17 protein-coding genes are annotated in these 20,782 nt (G+C 45.4%); 13 read left to right on the top strand and 4 right to left on the bottom strand.

Translation table 11 applies throughout. The annotated features are described in order from the left end of the window. Nucleotides 1–163: 163 nt before the first annotated feature. Entirely contained in the window at nt 164–379 is a 216-nt protein-coding gene (locus ACJ28U_RS10735; RefSeq protein ID WP_407619269.1) for an ATP-binding protein, read from the bottom strand. Between the two features lie 238 nt (nt 380–617). Between ACJ28U_RS10735 and ACJ28U_RS10730 the strand changes: the two genes are divergently transcribed. Together ACJ28U_RS10730 and ACJ28U_RS10725 are read left to right on the top strand one after the other, a co-directional pair. Continuing rightward, nucleotides 618–2,249, top strand: a complete 1,632-nt coding sequence (locus ACJ28U_RS10730) for an ABC-F family ATP-binding cassette domain-containing protein (RefSeq protein WP_010374977.1) — start codon at nt 618–620, stop codon at nt 2,247–2,249. Nucleotides 2,250–2,397: 148 nt separating this feature from the next. Then, entirely contained in the window at nt 2,398–3,771 is a 1,374-nt protein-coding gene (locus tag ACJ28U_RS10725) for an MATE family efflux transporter (protein WP_407619400.1), read from the top strand. A gap of 308 nt (nt 3,772–4,079) precedes the next feature. Here ACJ28U_RS10725 and ACJ28U_RS10720 read toward each other — a convergent pair whose 3' ends face one another. Further along, nucleotides 4,080–4,595: a hypothetical protein gene (locus ACJ28U_RS10720; protein ID WP_407619268.1), complete on the bottom strand. Its 516-nt coding sequence runs from the start codon at nt 4,593–4,595 to the stop codon at nt 4,080–4,082. Between the two features lie 146 nt (nt 4,596–4,741). Further along, nucleotides 4,742–5,827 carry a GntR family transcriptional regulator gene (locus tag ACJ28U_RS10715; RefSeq protein WP_145528712.1) on the bottom strand — a complete coding sequence of 362 codons (1,086 nt, stop codon included), beginning with the start codon at nt 5,825–5,827 and terminating at the stop codon, nt 4,742–4,744. Nucleotides 5,828–6,237: 410 nt separating this feature from the next. Here ACJ28U_RS10715 and ACJ28U_RS10710 point away from each other — a divergent pair, with 410 nt between their 5' ends. Further along, entirely contained in the window at nt 6,238–7,212 is a 975-nt protein-coding gene (locus tag ACJ28U_RS10710; protein ID WP_099088926.1) for a glycoside hydrolase family 43 protein, read from the top strand. 26 nt (nt 7,213–7,238) lie between these two features. Continuing rightward, the gene (locus ACJ28U_RS10705) at nt 7,239–8,519 is read left to right on the top strand and encodes an oligosaccharide MFS transporter (RefSeq protein WP_407619267.1); all 1,281 of its coding nucleotides are present in this window, start codon (nt 7,239–7,241) and stop codon (nt 8,517–8,519) included. 357 nt (nt 8,520–8,876) lie between these two features. On the opposite strand, the gene ACJ28U_RS10700 is transcribed toward ACJ28U_RS10705, so the two are convergent. Continuing rightward, nucleotides 8,877–10,793 (bottom strand): metallophosphoesterase family protein, encoded by a 1,917-nt coding sequence (locus ACJ28U_RS10700; protein WP_407619266.1) that lies wholly within the window; start codon nt 10,791–10,793, stop codon nt 8,877–8,879. Nucleotides 10,794–11,492: 699 nt separating this feature from the next. Between ACJ28U_RS10700 and ACJ28U_RS10695 the strand changes: the two genes are divergently transcribed. From ACJ28U_RS10695 to ACJ28U_RS10655, 9 genes are all read left to right on the top strand, one after another. Beyond that, nucleotides 11,493–13,160: a xylulokinase gene (locus ACJ28U_RS10695; protein WP_043940930.1), complete on the top strand. Its 1,668-nt coding sequence runs from the start codon at nt 11,493–11,495 to the stop codon at nt 13,158–13,160. After that, nucleotides 13,129–13,842, top strand: coding sequence for an L-ribulose-5-phosphate 4-epimerase (locus ACJ28U_RS10690; protein WP_407619265.1), 714 nt, complete (start codon nt 13,129–13,131; stop codon nt 13,840–13,842). The genes ACJ28U_RS10695 and ACJ28U_RS10690 overlap by 32 nt, the downstream gene beginning before the upstream one ends. A gap of 33 nt (nt 13,843–13,875) precedes the next feature. After that, the gene (araA, locus tag ACJ28U_RS10685; RefSeq protein WP_407619264.1) at nt 13,876–15,303 is read left to right on the top strand and encodes an L-arabinose isomerase; all 1,428 of its coding nucleotides are present in this window, start codon (nt 13,876–13,878) and stop codon (nt 15,301–15,303) included. A 419-nt stretch (nt 15,304–15,722) separates the two neighbouring features. After that, nucleotides 15,723–16,571: an aldo/keto reductase gene (locus ACJ28U_RS10680; protein WP_259711245.1), complete on the top strand. Its 849-nt coding sequence runs from the start codon at nt 15,723–15,725 to the stop codon at nt 16,569–16,571. Between the two features lie 310 nt (nt 16,572–16,881). Further along, the gene (locus ACJ28U_RS10675; protein ID WP_407619263.1) at nt 16,882–17,292 is read left to right on the top strand and encodes a serine O-acetyltransferase; all 411 of its coding nucleotides are present in this window, start codon (nt 16,882–16,884) and stop codon (nt 17,290–17,292) included. 486 nt (nt 17,293–17,778) lie between these two features. After that, nucleotides 17,779–17,994, top strand: a complete 216-nt coding sequence (locus ACJ28U_RS10670; protein ID WP_043940926.1) for a hypothetical protein — start codon at nt 17,779–17,781, stop codon at nt 17,992–17,994. A 23-nt stretch (nt 17,995–18,017) separates the two neighbouring features. Beyond that, complete coding sequence (locus ACJ28U_RS10665) at nt 18,018–18,245, top strand: DUF2922 family protein (RefSeq protein ID WP_063083922.1); 228 nt, start codon at nt 18,018–18,020, stop codon at nt 18,243–18,245. A 181-nt stretch (nt 18,246–18,426) separates the two neighbouring features. Then, nucleotides 18,427–19,830 carry a sugar porter family MFS transporter gene (locus tag ACJ28U_RS10660; protein ID WP_407619262.1) on the top strand — a complete coding sequence of 468 codons (1,404 nt, stop codon included), beginning with the start codon at nt 18,427–18,429 and terminating at the stop codon, nt 19,828–19,830. Nucleotides 19,831–20,044: 214 nt separating this feature from the next. Further along, nucleotides 20,045–20,776 (top strand): amino acid ABC transporter ATP-binding protein, encoded by a 732-nt coding sequence (locus tag ACJ28U_RS10655; protein WP_043707795.1) that lies wholly within the window; start codon nt 20,045–20,047, stop codon nt 20,774–20,776. Nucleotides 20,777–20,782: the final 6 nt, after the last annotated feature.

Below are 20,782 nucleotides of genomic sequence, written 5' to 3'. Positions count from 1 at the left end.
ATCTAAAGATAGTGAGCCGACGGGCGAATCCCATGATGACGTTATAGTAAGGATTCGGCCTGTCGGAGACCGTTTAAAAGCCACCAATCCGCCGATTTTAAATCGGTAGATTGGTGGCTTTTGTGTCTGAGACAGAGACTTTTTGTCCTGAACCCTTTTATTTTTAGTCGTTTTCGTTAACCAACCAGTCGATGATATTGATGACGGGGATGCCGTCGATATCAGGATTGCCAAAATAATTTTGTGTAATCAACAGTTTCTCATAATTATCTCGAATGTGAAGGAGATTGTCGGTTTCGCAGGTTGAGTTTTCCGGAATTTGATAAGTTACCTGAATGTATGTGACTTGACCGTTTCGTCTAGCGTTTTGGACGTTCAATCCTGGGGGCCTCCTGTGAACTAAAATATACTTTAACTTAACGCGAAAACTTCTGTAATCTAAAGTATATTTTAGATTAAGGGCAAAATCTCGATAATCTAAAACATACTTTAGATTATCGATTTTTTGCAATGTGCCAATAAAAATTCTAATCCGGAAAACCCACCACCAAAAATGTTCACATTTTCTGTATAATGGAAAATGACATTAAATTGAAGAAAAGGAAACGTAAACAAATATGCTAACTGTTTCAAATGTATCAGTATCATTTACTGGTAAGAAGCTATACGATGACGTTAACTTGAAGTTCACGCCTGGTAACACATACGGTGTTATTGGTGCCAACGGAGCAGGTAAGTCAACGTTCTTGAAGGTCTTGGAAGGCAAGTTGCAACCAACGACTGGAACGGTCTCAATGGAGGCTAACGAACGTATGTCATCATTGGTGCAAGACCACTTTGCCTATGACGCATTCACGGTCTTGGACACTGTTATGCAAGGACACAAGGAATTGTATGACGTGAAGAACCAAATGGACGAAATCTACACGCACGACCCATTTACCGATGAAGACGGTATCAAGGTTGGTGAGTTGTCAGCTCGTTTCGAAGAATTGGACGGTTGGTCAGCCGAAACTGAAGCGGCGCAATTGTTGCAAGGCTTGGGAATTTCAGAAGATCAACACTACATGATGATGTCTGACTTGCCCGAAGTAACGAAGGTTAAGGTCTTGTTGGCCCAAGCGTTGTTTGGTAACCCAGACATCTTGATCCTCGACGAGCCTACCAACGGTTTGGACACGAAGACGATTGCTTGGTTGGAAGACTTCTTGGCTGACTACCAAAACATCGTGATCGTGGTTTCCCACGACCGTCACTTCTTGAACGCCGTTTCAACGATGATTTTGGACGTTGACTTCGGTAAGATCAAGTTGTTCGTTGGTAACTACGACTTCTGGAAGGAATCTTCAGAATTGGCGCAACGTTTGCAATCACAAGCAAATGCCAAGAAGGAAGAGCAAATCAAGGAATTGCAAGACTTTATCGCCCGTTTCTCAGCAAACGCCTCAAAGTCAAAGCAAGCCACTTCACGTAAGAAGCAATTGGAGAAGATCACGCTTGATGATATCCAACCTTCAACGCGTAAGTACCCATACATCAACTTTGAAATTCAACGTGAAATCGGAAACGATATGTTGCGCGTTGAAAACTTGTCAAAGACAGTTGATGGGGTGAAGTTGTTGGACAACGTGTCATTCACGGTGCGTCCTAACGAAAAGGCCCTTGTGATGGCTGAAAACGACGTTGCCGCAACGGCATTGTTGGACATCATCGCCGGTAACGACGAACCTGATGAAGGTACGGTTACTTGGGGTGTCACGACGTCTCACGATTACTTGGCTAAGGACATGAACGTTAACTTCCCTAAGCCAGAAATGCCAATCTTGGACTACTTGCGTGACTTTGCTTCTAAGGAAGAAAGTGACAACACGTTCTTGCGTGGATTGTTGGGACGTATGTTGTTTAAGGGTGAAGACGCTGAAAAGACGTTGGATGTTTTGTCTGGAGGAGAAAAGGTCCGCGTTATGTTGTCTAAGTTGATGTTGACGAAGCCAAACGTATTGGTTTTGGACGACCCAACGAACCACTTGGACTTGGAGTCAATCACGTCATTGAACGATGGTTTGATCAACTTCAAGGGTGGTATCATCTTCACGTCTCACGACCACACGTTTGCGCAAACGATTGCGGATCACATTATCGTGGTTTCAGATCAAGGTGCCATCGATCGTGCCGAGACGACTTACGACGAGTTTATGGCGCACCCAGAAGTGCAAAAGCAACTTGCCGAAAAGAACATTACATTGTAATTGATGATAAAAGAGACGGACTGCTATGGCGGTACGTCTCTTTTTCATTACAAACTTGCACTAATTTCATGAATTTTCACACTTTACACAAAAAGTCTCTATACTATGAATTAATAAGGTTAAAAGAACGAGGGGGATGTCTGTAGTCATGCAAGATTTGACGAAGGGGAACCCAGCAAAGTTGATTATGATGTTTACCATTCCGTTGGTGATTGGGTATTTGGTACAACAGTTATACAACATCTCCGACACATTGGTTGTTGGACAAACGCTGGGGGTAAAGTCACTGGCCGCCGTGGGTGCGACGGGTAGTATTCAGTTTTTGGTAATGGGATTTGTGCAAGGGTTTAGTTCGGGGATGTCGATTATCACCGCCCAACGTTTTGGGGCCCACAATATGAATGGTGTCCGCCAATCGTATGCAACAAGTATTATTGCCGGGATTATCATGTCAGTTATTTTGACGGCCTTGAGCTTGGCGTTTATTAATCCGTTGTTGCGCTTAATGCAAACACCTGCCGACATTTTTGTCGAAGCGCGCGTGTTTATTGCAATCATCTTGGCTGGTACGATTGGGACGATGGGCTATAATATTATCTCAAACGCGATGCGTGCGGTTGGTGATAGTAAGGCGCCATTGTACTATTTGATTGTCGGGATGATTTTCAATATCACAGTTGAATTGATTTTGATTCTGAAGTTCGGCTGGGGCGTCGAAGGAGCAGCCTTTGCGACGGTGATGGCGCAATTTGTGTCAATTGCTGCTTCGCACTGGCACATTAGTCGTTATACTGACACGTTGCACCTGACTTGGGCGGATTTCAAGTTGCCAAAGGGTGAATTGCGTCAGCATATGTTGGCCGGCGTGCCAATGGGCTTCCAACAATCAATTATTGCTATCGGGTCAGTCACGTTAGCAGCTGCTGTGAATACATTGGGAACGGATGCCGTTGCTGCCAATACAGCGGCTTCTAAGGTCGATCAAATCATCATCATGGTGGTGATGTCATTTGGTGTGACGATGGCCACGTATACCGCGCAAAACTTTGGTGCTGGTCAATATAGCCGTATTCTGCAGGGCGTGAAGGTGGCGTTGGCCATGGGGATGATTGTCGGGACGATTCTGGGAGTCTTAGAAATCGCCTTCGGTCGCGATTTGGTCACGTTGTTCGTTGGCCAGGGCCAACATGAAGTGATGGATTTGGCGCAATTGTACTTCTGGGCAAACGGACCGCTCTACGCTATCTTGGCAACGCTATTTGTCCTCCGTTACACATTGCAAGGTTTGGGTGACGTTAAGACACCAACCCTTGCCGGTGTCGGTGAAATGGTCGTCCGTTCAGTCGCCGCCTTTTCATTGGTCGTTTGGTTTGGTTTCTTCGGGGCCAGCCTAGCCAACCCGTTAGCTTGGATTGGATCACTGGTTTTCTTGGTCCCAGCCTGGATTAAGGTTGTTCGCCAATTAAAGCAAAAAATCGCAACAGAACAAGTTGCACCTGAAGCGATACCAGAATTAGATTAAGCAAACTAAATTAAAGAGGTCAGAACTTACACGGTTCTGACCTCTTTTTCATGCGTATGAAAATCAAACTAACAAAGAATATCTTGGCTGCCAGCATGGTGGTGGGGGATTAACGTAGCGATTTCAGCTGGGTAACTCACAAGTTCGGCCGACCGCCGGTTAGATAAGGCGCCAGGAACCCGACCCTTATCCCAATTATTTGGGAGCTAGCCGGTGCTCGCGCCGGCGGAGTTGCCCAGATGGAATCTTTGTCGAAGTTAATTCCCCACCACCATGCTTCGTCGCAAAGCGACGACTCCACAAAATGATTAAGAAGGCCGCTTAAAATGATCGGCCAACGAATCCTCCAACCGTGTCTCTAAACGACGCCCCCATTTGCTCCAAACTAGAATAAACCAGGCGATAATTAAGCCAATGGTTAAGACCAAGGAACAAATCTCAGCCGCCATCTTGGGCATCCCAATACTTTCAAGAACCAGCAAAACCAACAGAAAGATAAATGGCCCTGCGACAACTAAGCTTAGGGTCATGGCTAGGGTGTCTTCCCTAGACTTGCGAATGGCAACGGGTTCCTCTTGACCCGCAATGACCAGGTCAATTAATTCATCCTTAGTTGCGATTTCCAAATCCTTGCGCTCGTAAGCTGAAAAGGTTTGTTCGAAGGCCATTGCTTCTTCGATGTGATCGCCAATTCCATAGGGGGCAATCGTTTCAGCAAATGCCGTGCGACTCAGGTTAAATAATTGTTCGAGACCGAAGTCTTGTGTGCCGTCTTCAAAATAGAATGTTAACGTTGTTGCTTGTTTATTAACCAGATAGTACATAACCGAAACCCTCCTATATAAGAATGACTCACGTTAATGTACATCAATTATCCTATTGTTACAGAATTGTTTCAAATAATCTGCTCATAAGGCGTTTGCTTTGACAGCGGAAACAAAAAGAGCTACCGATAGTAGCTCTTTTTGTGTTAATTCACGTGATAGTTAGATGAATCGCGAATGATAATGTCACTATCATAGCGGACGTTTTCCACGGGATGGCCCTTGATTAACTCAAGGAGCATCCGCCCGGCATCACGCCCCATCTTACCTTGTGGGTGACGCGCGGTTGTTAGACTTGGCGTCATGTAGTGAGACATCGCATAATCGTCAAATCCAACAATCGCAATATCCTCCGGTACCCGCAAACCAAGTGATTTCACCAAATCAATCGTTTGAATGGCCAAGGCATCGTTGTACAAAGCCAAGGCGGTTGGTCGATCAGCAGCTTCCAGGTGCGTTTCAATCTTATTCAAGATTTGCGCATTGCTAGCCTCGTCGTTTGATTGATACATGATGATGTTACTGTGCAACGCAATCGCAGGGTGTTGCTGGTACGCCTTGTAGAAACCTTGCATACGGTGCGCGCCCTGGACGTCATCAACCTTGAACACGCCCAAAATGCGTTCGTGGCCTTGTGCGATTAAGTGATTAATCAAATCAGCTTCTGAATTGGTATCGTCCACCTCCAAGTAGGGGAAGTCGAAATGTTCATAAGTAGAATTGATAAAGACGGTCGGAATGCCAAGTTCGCGAATTTGATCATATAAATCTTTATTGGCGTTTGGCAAAGCGGACATGGTTGGTTCGATAATCAACCCGTTTACGCCTGTTTCAATCATGCGCATCAGGCTTTGGCGCTCACGTTCATACGTATTGTGCGTATTACTAATGAAGAGCGAGTAGCCTTCATCTGAAATCACGCGGTCGATGCCGCTGATAATCTCAGGGAAGATATAGTCGGCTAGGTGGGTTGTAATCACCCCGATGACCTTATTGTCAGAAGTTGTTGCCGGCGCTTTATTCCAATCATCAACATACATACCACCACCTTGAACGCGGTAGAGGAAATGTTCTTGTTCTAAATCACTGGTTGCACGACGGACGGTATAACGACTGACGCCATATTGTTCGGTTAAGTTAGCTTCGGTTGGTAATTTGTCGCCAATGGCGTATTTACCAGAAAGTATATCATCTCGAAGCCCTTTCTTAACGATATCGTATTTCGTATCCATATTAGACCCAATCTCTCTGTCGTGTTTATTTATGATATTCATTATACAAGTAATTGTCCGGTTGTGTTAGACAAAACCGTGAATTGTTATGAAAAACAGACATAAATAAGCAATAATCAATTATTGTCCGTACAAATGTAAACGTATCCGAAATAGTGGACAACAATCACTAGCGTATGGTTTATTCTGGTACAAAATAGGCCTTAAATTATACGCAACGCCTATAAATAGGCGTTTCCCTAACTAAAAAACCGTATTTTTAATTTGTGATAAATGTATCAAAGTTTAAGAAAATGTGAATTGAACGTGAACTGAATGCTTTTGGGGTTGTAGGTTGTCCGTACAAGTGTTTTAATAATACTCGTAAAAGAAAGAAAACGCTTTCAAGAAATTTTAGGAGTTTAACAGATATGACAGTTCGCTACGAAAACCCAGTGATCATCCAACGTGCTGATCCATATATCTACAAGCACACGGATGGTTATTACTACTTTGTTGCTTCGGTTCCGGCTTACAACTTAATTGAGTTGCGCCGTGCGAAGACGATTGATGGTTTGGCTCACGCGATGCCACGCACAATCTGGCGTAAGCACGATTCAGGTACCGGCGCACAAAGCGAATTGATTTGGGCACCAGAGTTACACTACACGGATGGTAAGTGGTATGTGTACTATGCTGCTTCACACACAACGGCATTTGATGAAAACGGCATGTTCCAACACCGCATGTTTGCCATCGAGTGCGACGCAGAAGACCCAATGGAAACAGAAGACAACTGGGTTGAAAAGGGACAAATTGAAACGCACCTTGATTCATTTGCCCTGGATGCAACGTCATTTGAATTAAACGACAAGTTGTACTACGTTTGGGCGCAAAAGGACCCTGAAATTAAGGGTAACTCAAACTTGTACATCGCTGAAATGGAAAACCCATGGACGTTGAAGACGGCGCCGGTTATGTTGTCAAAGCCAGAATTTGATTGGGAAACTAAGATTTTCTGGGTGAATGAAGGACCAGCCATCTTGAAGCGTAACGGCAAGGTATTCTTGACGTTCTCTGGTTCGGCCACTGATGAAAACTACGCTATGGGGATGTTGTGGATCGAAGATGACAAGGATGTCTTGGATGCTGCAAACTGGCACAAGTTGGACCACCCTGTTTTCCAATCAGATATGGAAAATGGTTTGTACGGTCCAGGTCACAACTCATTTACGGTTGCTGAAGATGGTGAAACTGATTTGTTGGTTTACCACGTCCGCAACTACTTGGATATCAAGGGTGATCCTTTGTACGATCCGAACCGCCACACGATGGTACAGCCATTTGAGTGGGACGATAACGGCTTCCCGGTATTTGGCAAGCCACAACCATTTACTTTTAACTAACGAATGAAAAACTCAGGGGGATTATCATGAGTCAAGTTGTTAAGGAAAGCAAGCATTTCTGGGGATTTGCGGCTTCGCACTTTAGTTACTTCTTTATTTGGGCAATTACATATGGATTCTTGACGCTTTGGTTGGGCCAACAAGCTGGTCTATCAGGCGCACAATCCGGGGTGGTCTTCTCATTGATGGCGGGTATGTCTTTGCTGTTCCAGCCGTTGTTCGGTATCATTTCCGACAAGTTGGTCTTTAAAAAGACACTGTTGATTACGATTGCGGTTGCCGGAATCTTCATTGGACCTTACTTCCAATGGGCCTTCATGCCAATTTTGGCCATTAGCCCAGTTTTAGCTTCAATTGTAACGGGTATTGTATTGGCTTTCATCTTGAACGGTGGTGTGTCAGTTATTGAGCAGTACGTACAACGTGCCTCATTGGCGAACAAGTTCGAGTTTGGTCACTCACGTATGGGTGGATCAGTTGCCGGAGCCGTATCAGCTTTGGTAGCCGGTCGTTTGTTCTTGTGGCAACCAAACGCTATCTGGTGGGCCTGCTCGGCGTCAGCGGTTTTGTTGACGATGTTGTTGTTGTTGTTCTCAACGAAGATTAACTTCTCAAATGCCGCTGCTGCAATGGGTAGCTCAAACGAAAAGTTGACGAAGAAGGATATCTTCTCAATCTTTAAGTTGCGTAACTTCTGGATTTTGGCTTTGTTCTACATGGGAGCCTCAGCTTTGTTCGACGTGTTCGACCAACAATTTATCGTCTTCTTCAAGACGTTCTTTGAGACTGACTCACAAGGAACAATCATGTACTCATACATGAACTCAGCGCAAACAGTCATTGAATTGTGCTTGATGATTCCAATGCCGTTCATCATCAACAAGATTGGTGCCCGTAACGGTTTGTTGATTTACGGATTCTTGACGTTCGTACGTATCTTCGGATCAGCTATGGCACCATCATGGGAGTGGATTGTCTTCTTCCGTTTGCTAGCTGGTTTCGAAATGCCATTGTTGTTGGTTTCAATCATGAAGTACATCTCAGGTGCCTTCGACATCCGTTTGTACGCAACGGTTTACGCCTTGGCATCTAACTTTGCTAAGCAAATCTCAGTCTTTATCTTCTCAACAGTTGCCGGATCAATGTACGACAAGGTTGGTTACCAATCAACGTACTTGATGATGTCAGCCGTGGTTATGGTCATCACGTTGGTAGCCGTATTCTTCTTGGAACGCGAGAAGAAGGTTAACCCAGTCGAAGAGGCAGCGGGTGGCCCAGTGGAGCAGGTAACTGAATCCCAGGCGTAACGCCGATTAACCCTTAAAAATTGTGAGAGATTTTTAGGCTAATAATTCCAAAATTATCCCAGTAAGTCCCGCGAGGCTTGCTGGGATTTTTTGTTTGAGCGGAATTTTGGATCTACGCCAAATGGCGAAATACATACCTATTTGTAATAGTAAACGCTCATAAAGTGCCTTTGGAAACCAAAAATTTAAAGTGCAACTACAGCAACTTGTTATTTTTGGTGAAGTCAATTTGTTTCAAAATCTTCTTCCTAGTTGTCTTATTCACGTTCTGAGGAGTGGTTACTAAACCACGGAAATAGTTGCGGATTGACCGTATGTAAAAAGCCGCCGCAAACTAGTACAATGCGGTGGCTTTGATTAATGTCCGTTCAATTGGTTCAGATAAGAAATTGCTTCAGCCTTATTTAAGAAGCGTTTACGTATATGCTTGCCATCGATAGTTTTATCAACAGTATAACGATTGCGTGGCTTCTCGTAGGTCAGGCCAACGACTTGTTTAATATCATCATCTACAGTGTATTCGCGGGTCTTAGCTTCGATACGGGCTTTACGTGCAGCTAGTTGATTTGGGTTGTTCCGTTTTTCTGACTCTGCAGCGCGGCGCTGACGAGTGAACTCTTTTTCTAATTCTTGGCCTGTATTGTTATTGGCATAAATTGAGTCGATAACAAACATAGGTCGTCCGAACTGTTTAACAATCTTATGCCAGTTCGCTTGAGCAGCTGGAATATGATGGTGTCCGTGGACCACGCCAACGATGTTGTACTTCGTGAATATCTTGGCCAGTTGATTGTTGGACAAAGCATACTTATCACTGAACGATTTGCTCTTTTTTGACAGCATGCTCAATTCATTGAAGATGGGGGCGTGACTAACTACAACTGTTGGTGTGGTGGCGTCATCTCCCAGGATACGAATCAATTCATCTGCAATCCATTGCTGCTCAGTCGCCTGATTTGAAAAACGAATTGGGACCGTCAAACCGGCATAACGTACGCCGGCGTACGTTATGCTTTCATTGTTCAACACCTTTAACTGTGGAAATCTAGACTGAACGTCATCGGCAATATAGGCATAGATGTCGTTTTCGCCAGCGGGAAGTAGTGGCCATGCGTCATTTCCAAGATTCGCAACCAACAATTGGAACCATTGATAGTCACGATACTTTGCCAACGTGTCGTCTTTCGACACAATCGTGCCAGCTAACACATCGGTCATATCGTGATTTCCAATAACGTATATCCCTTTGATATTTTTGTCAGATACGCGACCATCAGACGCGTCGCCGGCAATGATGTTGAAGTTATCATTGCTGAATGGTAACGAAGTCAGATTCTTATTTACTACACCGGCGTGGATGTCGGATACAACGTTGATTTTATTGTTATTTGACGTTGGCAACACAATTTTGTAGTACGGATCAATAAGTTTAGGGTTTACTGAGTGTGCCGTATAGTTTTGACGTGCTTTAGACAATTCTGCGCCAACAACAGACTTTAACAAAATTTGCGTGTCGGGATCGTCGTATTGACCTTCGTTTATATTAGATACAGCGCGCGAGTTAAACCCAGCTGCTGTTCCTGCAGGCAATAATTCTGACACGCGGGTCAGGCCTGTATCTGCAGATACATATAAATTCTCAAGATTTCTCCCTTCAGACAACGACATTACATCCGAACCATCGGTAGAAATCTGAAGATCATCAGTAACCTGGGCGATAAACTTCATGTATTCCGAGATGTAGCCCATAATACCTGTGAACCGATTGCTGTCGTACAGGAACTTACCAGCAAGATTAGCAGATAATGGACCGGTTGAGTCATGTTGCATCAGGCGCCCAAGGACTTGAATTTCAAATAATGGATGTTCGAATATTTTATGGTACTCAGTAGTTATGTGTGCTTCGTGTTTAGCAACGAACTCATCGACGTCAGGTCCATAAGGATACATAACGCCGGCTTGCTGCATTAAAGCTTTGCCAATGTATGTTTTGATGTTATCTTCGTGGCTTTCTAAATATCGTCGAGTTTTCTCTGGGTTCAACATTGAGTAACGCGCGGCGCGCTCGATATAGTATCGGGCCGTGTCATAGGGAATCGCAGAGAACACCAAATCATTGGCAACGATGCTGAATGTGTTCTCTTTAATGTTGTTCTCCAATGCGAAGTATCGATTCGCATATACCACCTTATTTACAGGTCGGTGTCTGTTCTGTGGGTATTGTTTTATTTGCTCCTCAATCAATCGGGGCAAGTTGTTGTTTTCGTTAGTCATATCACTAGCCTCTCTGCGAAACAGTGTACCACTTCCAGGTGTAGCAGTGCATAGATGGTTTTGCAGACATATCTATATTTAAATATATACGTAGAAGAAAAATCCCCAGATCACGATTAAGTGAAATGGGGATTTTGTGTAGTATCAGGATGTTCTCTGCCGTGTTTGATTATATCCATGACAATCAAACAAACAGAGAATAACTTGGCTGCTGGCATAGGGGTGCGGGGTTAGCGTAGCGATTGCAGGTAGGTAACTCACAAGTTCGGCCGACCGCCGGTTAGACAAGGCGAAACGGAACCAGACCCTTAACCCAATTATTTGGGAGCTAGCCGGTGCTCGCGCCGGCGGAGTTGCCTAGATGCAATCTTTGTCGAAGCTAATCCCGCACCCCTATGCCTCGTCGCAACGCGACGACACGCTATAAACGTAACCACACACCGTTTAAACTACCAACAACCAACATTTGTACGCAAAATTAAAACAACCGCTACATTTGTCCGGAATTAAAGAAACGCCCGCGAATAGGCGTTTTAACCGACTTTATCCGGACAACTAACGTGAATTAACTGTGATTTATATGTCCCAATTGTGAATTGTTCGAATTTGTTCTTGATTTGTACGGACAAGTGATTTAATATAATTCATGTAAACGATTACAAAACGCAAAATGATTCTCGTTTGAGGGGAAACGGAATAATGAATAAAGAACAAATTCAAAACGAAATTATGAACGGTCAAGCCGCTTTGGGAATTGAGTTCGGCTCAACTCGTATCAAGGCTGTCTTGGTTGCGACAGACTTCTCAACAATCGCTGTTGGAAGTCATGAATGGGAAAACAAGCTTGAAAATGGCGTGTGGACTTACTCACTAGAAGATATCTGGTCAGGTGTCCAAGATGCTTACCGTGATATGGCGGATCAAGTCAACATCGAATATGGCACGGTTATCCGTAACTTGTCATCAATTGGTTTTGCAGCGATGATGCACGGTTACATGGCCTTTGATAAGGGCGGTAACTTGTTGGTGCCTTTCCGAACTTGGCGTAACGCCATCACGGGTCAGGCCGCTAGCCAATTGACAGAGTTGTTCGACTTTAACATTCCACAGCGTTGGAGCATCGCTCACTTGTTCCAAGCCATCTTGAACCAAGAGGCGCACGTGAAGGATATCGACTTCATGACCACGTTGGCTGGTTACGTGCACTGGCAAGTAACTGGTGAAAAGGTATTGGGTGTCGGGGATGCCTCAGGGGTCTTCCCAATCGATTCAAACACGGTCGATTACGACGAGGGTATGTTGAACAAGTTCAACGAGTTGAAGTCAGTCCAACAATATCACTGGACGTTACGTGACATCTTGCCAACGGTTAAGTCAGCTGGTGAAGAAGCTGGTCGCTTAACGGATGAGGGTGCTAAGTTGCTGGATCCAAGCGGTTTGCTGGTTGGTGGTGCGGTTGCCGCAGCGCCTGAAGGAGACGCTGGTACAGGCATGGTTGCCACGAACTCAGTTAAGCAACGTACGGCTAACGTGTCAGCTGGTACATCAGCCTTTGCGATGATCGTCTTGGAAAAGGCTTTGTCACAAGCCCACGAAGACATCGATATGGTGACGACGCCTGATGGTTCAGCAGTTGCCATGGTTCACGCCAATAACAGCTCATCAGAAATTAATGCTTGGGCTCGGATGTTTAAGCAATTCGCGCAAGCTATTGGCGTTGAACTCAGCGCCAATGACTTGTACGGTGCCTTGTTCCGTTCCGTTTTGGATGCCCGCCCAGACGCGGGTGGCTTGCTAAGCTACGGTTACCACTCAGGTGAAAACATCACGGGGGTTAACGAAGGTCGTCCATTGTTTGTCCGCACGCCAAATGCGGAATTCAACCTGCCTAACTTGATGCGCATGCACCTATATTCAGCATTCGGTGCCGTAAAGATCGGGTTGGACATCTTGAAGCAAGAAGACGTTGTGATGGACTCAGTTGTTGCCCAAGGTGGTATTTTCAACACACCAGTCGTTGGTCAAAAGATTTTGGCCGCAGTCATGGACGCCCCGGTGACGTTGATGACGAACGCTGGTGAAGGTGGCCCTTGGGGAATGGCAATCTTGTCACAATATGTGACGATGCGTGAAGCTGGTGAGTCATTGGCGGACTTCTTGGAAAACCGCGTCTTCGCGAACCAAGACAGCACAACGATGGCTCCTGATCCAGTTGACGTCGCTGGTTTTGAAGAATTTATGGTCCGCTACAAGGACGGCATCGCGATCGAAAAGGCCGCCATTGATGCCATCTCAGACGAACCGGTAGTTGCAACAGTAGAGGAGGATGAAATTCATGTTGGAGAACTTGAAGCAGCGCGTGTATGAGGCAAACATGGCTTTGCCAAAGCACGATTTGATTAAGTTTACTTGGGGAAATGTTTCAGAAATTGATCGCGAAAGTGGTTTGTTCGTGATTAAGCCTTCTGGGGTTGATTATGATGATTTGACGCCAGATGACATGGTTGTCGTTGATTTGGACGGGAATGTCGTTGAAGGAGAGTTGAACCCTTCAAGCGATACGGACACACACCGTGTCTTGTATAAGGAATTCCCTGACATCGGCGGCATTGTGCACACGCATTCACCATGGGCTGTTTCATTTGCGCAAGCTGGCGTGGATATTCCAGCAGCTGGTACAACACACGCGGATACGTTCTACGGTGATATTCCAGCCACGTCATTAATGACGGAAGCTGAAATCAATGGGGCTTACGAGTTGGAGACGGGAAATGTCATTGTGAAGACATTTGAAGACCGTTTCATCGACCCTAACGAAGTGCCAGCGGTTCTGGTACAAGATCACGGCCCATTTGTTTGGGGACCAAATGCCGAGAAGGCGGTTTATAACTCAGTTGTGTTGGAGGAAGTTGCACAAATGGCCTACCACACCATGATGTTGAACCCACACAACGTGCACATGTCACAAACGTTGTTGGACAAGCACTACTTGCGTAAGCACGGTGCCAACGCTTACTACGGTCAAAAGAAGACAGAAGTTACTAACTAACATTCGGGAAATTACTTAAGGGGAATAATGATTATGTTTAACACTAACAACTACAAGTTCTGGTTTATCACGGGTTCACAATTCTTGTACGGACCTGAGACGTTGCAAGAAGTTGAATCAAACGCGAAGAAGATTGTCGATGGCTTGAATGAATCAGGTGTCTTGCCATACCCAGTTGAATTCAAGTTGGTGGCAACGACATCAGAAAACATTGCAGCTGCCATGAAGGAAGCTAACTTCGACGATTCAGTTGCCGGTGTCATTACGTGGATGCACACGTTCTCACCAGCTAAGAACTGGATCCGTGGTACGCAATTGTTGCAAAAGCCATTGTTGCACTTGGCAACGCAATTCTTGAACAACCTGCCTTACGACACGATTGACTTCGACTACATGAACACGAACCAATCAGCCCACGGTGACCGCGAATATGCCTTCATCAATGCTCGTTTGGGTATCAACAACAAGATCATCTCAGGTCACTGGGCTGACCAAGAAGTGCAAGAAGCCGTTGCCAACTGGATGGACGTAGCAGTTGCCTACAACGAATCATTCAAGATTAAGGTTGTGACATTCGGTGATAAGATGCGCAACGTGGCCGTTACTGACGGTGACAAGGTTGAAGCACAAATCAAGTTCGGTTGGACGGTTGATTACTGGGCTGTTGGTGATTTGGTTGAGGCGGTTAATGCCGTTAACCCTGATGACATTGATGCTAAGTACGCTGAATTGGAAAAGGAATACGACTTCGTTATCGGCGACAACACACCAGAAAAGTTTGAGCACAACGTGAAGTACCAATTGCGTGAGTACTTCGGTATCAAGCACTTCATGGACAAGAACGGCTACACGGCCTTCACGACCAACTTCGAAGACTTATTCGGTTTGGAGCAATTGCCAGGTTTGGCAGCACAATTGTTGATGGCTGAAGGTTACGGATTTGCTGGTGAAGGTGACTGGAAGACGGCTGCCTTGGTACGTTTGATGAAGATCATGGCTCACAACGAGTCAACGGTCTTCATGGAAGACTACACATTGGACTTCCGTAAGGGTCACGAAGCTATCTTGGGTTCACACATGTTGGAAGTTGACCCAACGATTGCCTCAGACAAGCCACGTGTTGAAGTTCACCCATTGGGAATCGGTGGTAAGGACGATCCTGCCCGTTTGGTCTTCACTGGTATGGAAGGTGACGGTATTGACGCCACGATGGCTGACTACGGTAACGAGTTCAAGTTGATGTCATACGATGTTACTGGTAACAAGCCAGAAGCTGAAATGCCTCACTTGCCAGTGGCCAATCAATTGTGGACGCCTAAGCAAGGCTTGAACAAGGGTGCTGTTGGTTGGATGTCAGTTGGTGGTGGTCACCACACGGTCTTGTCATTCAAGATTACAGCCGAGCAATTGCAAGACTTGTCAAACATGTTCAAGTTGACTTACGTTGACATCAAGGACTAATGAATTAAACACAAACCTAAAACGTTTTAACTTAACAAATTAACGAACACTCTCAAAATACATCTCGAAAATAACTTAAAAATCTCAAAAGCAAAAGCGACGTCCCCAAAGGCGTCGCTTTTGTGTGTAGGTGGGAACCAACTGACCGGGGTCGTAGCCTCCGGCAAAGCTCAAAATCGGCAACCGAATGGCGCGGACGCCATTCAGCGGGGCAAATAATTCCCCCTAAGTCCTCAAGGCCTGTGTGGACTTTACTGAATGACGCCGGCCATGCGGCATGTTGCCGAGTTTTGAGCGCTCCGGCTACAACCCCGGTCAGTTGTGGCAGCCAAGATGTGTTTAGCGGCCATGTATAAGTCATAGAAAAGTTATATTTGTGCGGACAAAATCGGGTAAAATGAATAGCGGAGGGATTTAACATGTCTGATTTAACAACAAAGGTAACCCTTGCTGATGGCCATGAGATGCCGTTGCAAGGGCTTGGATTATATAAGGTCACAAGCCAAGCGGAGCTAACGGGTGTCGTACAGTCAGCTTGGGAGAGCGGCTACCGTTTATTTGATACGGCACAGATGTACAAGAACGAGGGGATGTTGGGGGCTGCAATTAAAGAGCTCTCATTGCCACGTGACGAGATGTTTGTGACGACAAAGGTCGCAGAAGCTAATCAAGGTTACGATGCAACGTTGGCCTCTGTGGAAGCCTCATTGCGCGAACTAGATATGGACTACGTTGACTTGCTATTGGTTCACTGGCCATTGCACCAACACTTCTTTGAGACGTGGCGTGCTTTTGAACGGTTGAAGGATGAAGGGTTAGTGAAGTCAATCGGCACGTCAAATTACGGCATGGTCCACTTGCAATATTTGGCAACTAAGGCCAATGAGCAGCCAGTGGTTAACCAGGTCGAGAACCACCCTCATTTGACGCAGGACGCCTTGTTGCAGTATCACCAAGATAATCACATTGTGACGCAAGCATGGGCGCCATTGGGCCGCGGATCGGTTTTGGCAGAACCTGTGATTGTTGAAATTGCAGCGAAGTACCAAAAGTCACCCGCGCAAATCGTTTTGCGCTGGCACGTCCAACGTGGCACAAGTATTATTCCAAAGTCATCACGTCCTGAACGTGTAGTTGAAAACGGTAATGTTTATGACTTCGCACTAACTGACGAAGAAATGGCACTGATTACTGGCTTGAACAAGTTCGAGCGTATCAGCCAAGAACCAGAACAAGTCTACGAGCGTGGGGCGCAGTATCCACACTAAAGTTTTGAAGACAGATGGAATCCCGAGCCTGATGGTTACGGGATTTTTCTGATTCATTGGAGACGGAGGAGCGAATCATGGTGTAGTAGTTGCAGAATATTATTCAAAAAATAGTCATTCTTTTAAAATCATATGTTGATAATCTGATTATCAAATGAAGTTAAATAGTGGGACTTGGAGAAGAATAATGAGCGTTTTAGAGTACATTAAAAGCGATTTGTATAGGTACACAGGCCGTGTATCTGCCGGTAAATTTATAAGAGAGTATATCTTTAACAGATCTTTTAACGTTCAGGTTTGGTTTAGGCTAATGTCTGTTAAAGGCCCAATTGGCTTTGTTGCTAAAGTTGTTTCGTATATCAAGCAACGACAGACGGGAATTCATTTGGGATTGAAAACAAATATTGGACACGGATTGTATATTGGTCACGCGGGCCCAATTATTATTAATCCAGGTACAACGATTGGTAGTAACGTAAATTTGTCTCAATATACATCGATTGGTTCTAATTCTGATGCTTATGCAACAATTGGTGACAATGTGTACATCGGACCGAATGTGTCGGTGGTTGAGGGCGTGACAATCGGAAATAATGTCACTGTTGGTGCCGGAAGTGTTGTGGTTAAAGATTTAGAAGAGAATGCGACGGCAGCGGGTAATTATGCAAAAGTTTTGAATTACAATAATCCAGGTCGATACATTAATAATGTTTGGTCATAAAATTATCTATTGCGGATTAAATCAAAATATAACTGGTTTAGGCAGACTCTCTGAGGGTCTGCCTTTTTCGTGCTCAATTTCAAGTTAAACGAAGCAAATAGAGAACATCTCGGCTGCCGGCGTGGTGGGTGGGGTGTGACGTAGTGATTATAAGGGGTGAACTCACAAGTTCGGCCGACCGCCGGTTAGATAAGGCGAGCGGACCCTAACCCTTAGCACAATTGGTTGGGAGCTAGCCGGTGCTCGTGCCGGCGGAGTTTGCCCCTTATAATCTTTGGCGAAGTCACGCCCCACCCACCATGCCTCGGCGCGAAGCGGCGACTTGCAATGGACAATAAACCGACCCGCCAAAAACAAATCCAACGACTTTGCGACATTTTGCGCCCCTCGTTTCGTTAGTATAGGTGTCAGCAAATAACGCTGATAACTCAGAACGAGTCGAAGTGGCCACAGGTACTCAAAATCAAAATGCGGAGGACAGCAAAAATGTCAGAAAACCAAGTAATGGAAGTTGTTAAGGTACGTTTCACGGGAAATCACCCCGCCAACGACAAGATGATCACTCGAACGTTCTACGTCAAGCCAGGGACGGCGGAGGCGCAACTGCGTCAACTCGCCAAGGTTGTCGAGGTCTTGGGTGTGGAACCAGCTGTAACGGAAATCAAGGTCGTCGCCGCCAAGAACGTGCCGGTTGTTGCGTAATTCAAAACGAGGAGGAATTTAACATGAAGACATTAGATTTGGTATTTGCAGCTAAGAACACGGACAAGCCAGGGGCTAAGGCGCACTGGAAGTTGAAGGACGTTGATGAGAATTTGGCACCGGCCGCGGTTGAGCAAGCCATGCGTGACTTGGCCAGTTTTGACTTCCTAGTCGACGCTAAGGGTGTGCAACGCTTTGGTGACCCAATCGGGGCAGCCTATGTCGTAACCACTAAGAATCCGCTATTCTAGACGAATTTCAAACGGTCATCCAGAAATGGATGACTGTTTTTTGAGCATTTGCGACTAAATATAGCAGAATAAGTGAATTCGCTTGCAAGCGCTTTCAAAATGAGTATTATAGTTGATGTAGAGGTTGGTTGTATCGATAAATTAACTTATTTATTTTATATTAGTTCAGGAGAACGGAAACATGACAAATGAGAAAAAGTCACTTTCAACAAGTCTGATTTATTTCTTTGGTGCCTTGGGTGGATTGCTTTTCGGTTATGACACAGGTGTTATTTCAGGAGCTATTCTTTTCATCGAGAAGCAATTGCATTTGGGTTCATGGCAACAAGGATGGGTAGTGTCAGCGGTTTTGCTGGGAGCTATCATTGGAGCAGCAATTATTGGACCTTCATCAGATAAGTACGGTCGTCGTAAGTTGTTGATGGTCTCATCACTTATCTTTATCGTTGGTGCGTTGGGATCAGCCGTCGCTCATAACTTTGAGTTGTTGGTTGCCTCACGTATCGTTTTGGGAATCGCCGTCGGTGGTGCATCAGCGTTGATCCCAACTTATCTGTCAGAATTGGCACCCGCTGACAAGCGTGGTGGAATCGGAACCATGTTCCAATTGATGATTATGACAGGTATCTTGTTGGCCTACATTTCTAACTACGCATTGTCAGGCTTTGACCTTGGTTGGCGTTGGATGTTGGGATTGGCCGCTGTACCATCAATTTTGATGTTCTTTGGTGGTATCACATTGCCAGAGTCACCACGTTACTTGGTTCGTAAGGGTCAAGAAGACGAAGCTTTGGCTGTTTTGACAAAGTTGCAAGACAACTCAGAAGCCGCTAAGGATGAATTGGCTGACATTAAGTTGCAAGCCTCAATGGCTAACGGTGGTTTCAAGGAATTGTTTGGTTTGATGGCTCGTCCTGTCTTGGTCATGGCCATGGGATTGGCAATCTTCCAACAAGTCATGGGATGTAACACGGTTTTGTACTATGCCCCAACCATCTTTACTGATGTTGGATTTGGTGTCAGTGCCGCTTTGATTGCCCACATTGGAATTGGTGTCTTTAACGTTATCGTGACATGGGTTGCCATGAAGATGATGGACAAGGTTGACCGCAAGAAGATGTTAATCTGGGGTGCCTGGGGAATGGGTATTTCACTCTTCATCATGTCATTCTCAATGCACTTCTCAGGTCAATCACAAGCCGCAGCCTACATCTGCGCAATTGCGTTGACGATTTACATTGCGTTCTTCTCAGCAACTTGGGGACCTGTTATGTGGGTGGTGATCGGTGAGTCATTCCCATTGAACATTCGTGGTTTGGGTAACTCATTCGGAGCCGTTGTTAACTGGGGTGCCAACGCCATTGTTTCATTGACGTTCCCACCATTGTTGAACTACTTCGGTACGGGTTCATTGTTCATCGGTTATGCCGTGCTATGTATCGCAGCCATCTGGTTCGTCAAGCACTTCACGATTGAGACGCGTAACCAAACGTTGGAGCAAATCGAAGCTGACTTGCGTTCACGTGCCCACGCAAAGGGGTGGCGTGAAGACGAAGCAAACATTACAGAACACATTGCACGCTAAGTGTTGTGCAAAGAGAGAGCTTAAGGCCCGCTATTCAATTAGCGGGTCTTTTTCTGTATACAACAAACTTTTTTGAAACCTGTAATCGTTGTAATACCGGCATTTGCGCCTGTTTTCGTCTGTGATAAATATACAAAAACAAAGAAAGTTATTGCATAAAATTACACGACTTGGTAATATCTATTCATCGAGTACGAAACAAAGGAGTAGCAAGATGGCGATTATGACGATTAAGAATTTACACAAAGCGTATGGGGATAAAACCATCTTGCGCAGTATCAACGCAACGGTTGAAGAAGGTGATGTGATTGCCTTGCTCGGACCTTCTGGAACAGGTAAGTCAACCTTGCTACGTGGGTTGAACATGTTAGACCGACCAACGTCTGGTGAAGTTATTTTTGAAGGGCAAGATATTACGCAAGCCTCAGAAAGTGAATTGGATAAGATTCGCCAGGATATGGGGATGGTATTCCAGAGCTTTAATCTGTTCCCAAATATGTCGGTAATTGAGAATGTCAAAATCGCTTTGGTTAAGGTCAAGGGTGTGGCTGATGCTGAAGCAACACAGACGGCTGAAAAGTTTTTGGCGAAGGTTGGCTTAGCTGACAAAGCGACAGCATATCCAGCATCCTTGTCTGGTGGGCAACAACAGCGTGTGGCGATTGCCCGTGCGTTGGCGATGAACCCAAAGATTATGTTGTTTGACGAACCAACCTCAGCGTTGGATCCAGAAATGGTTGGCGAAGTATTGAAGACGATGCGTGAATTAGCACAGGAAGGCATGACGATGTTGGTCGTTACGCACGAAATGGGCTTTGCACGTGAAGTGGCATCAAAGATTTGGTTTATGGCCGATGGTGACATGGCCCAATATGATGACCCAGAGGCGTTCTTTGAGCACCCAGATTCAGAACGGGCGCAAAGCTTCTTAGCGAAGATGTTGTAAAAAATG

It is taken from the genome of Weissella sp. MSCH1, assembly GCF_045799135.1.
Lineage (GTDB): Bacteria > Bacillota > Bacilli > Lactobacillales > Lactobacillaceae > Weissella.
This window is presented reverse-complemented; position numbering and strand designations above follow the sequence as displayed.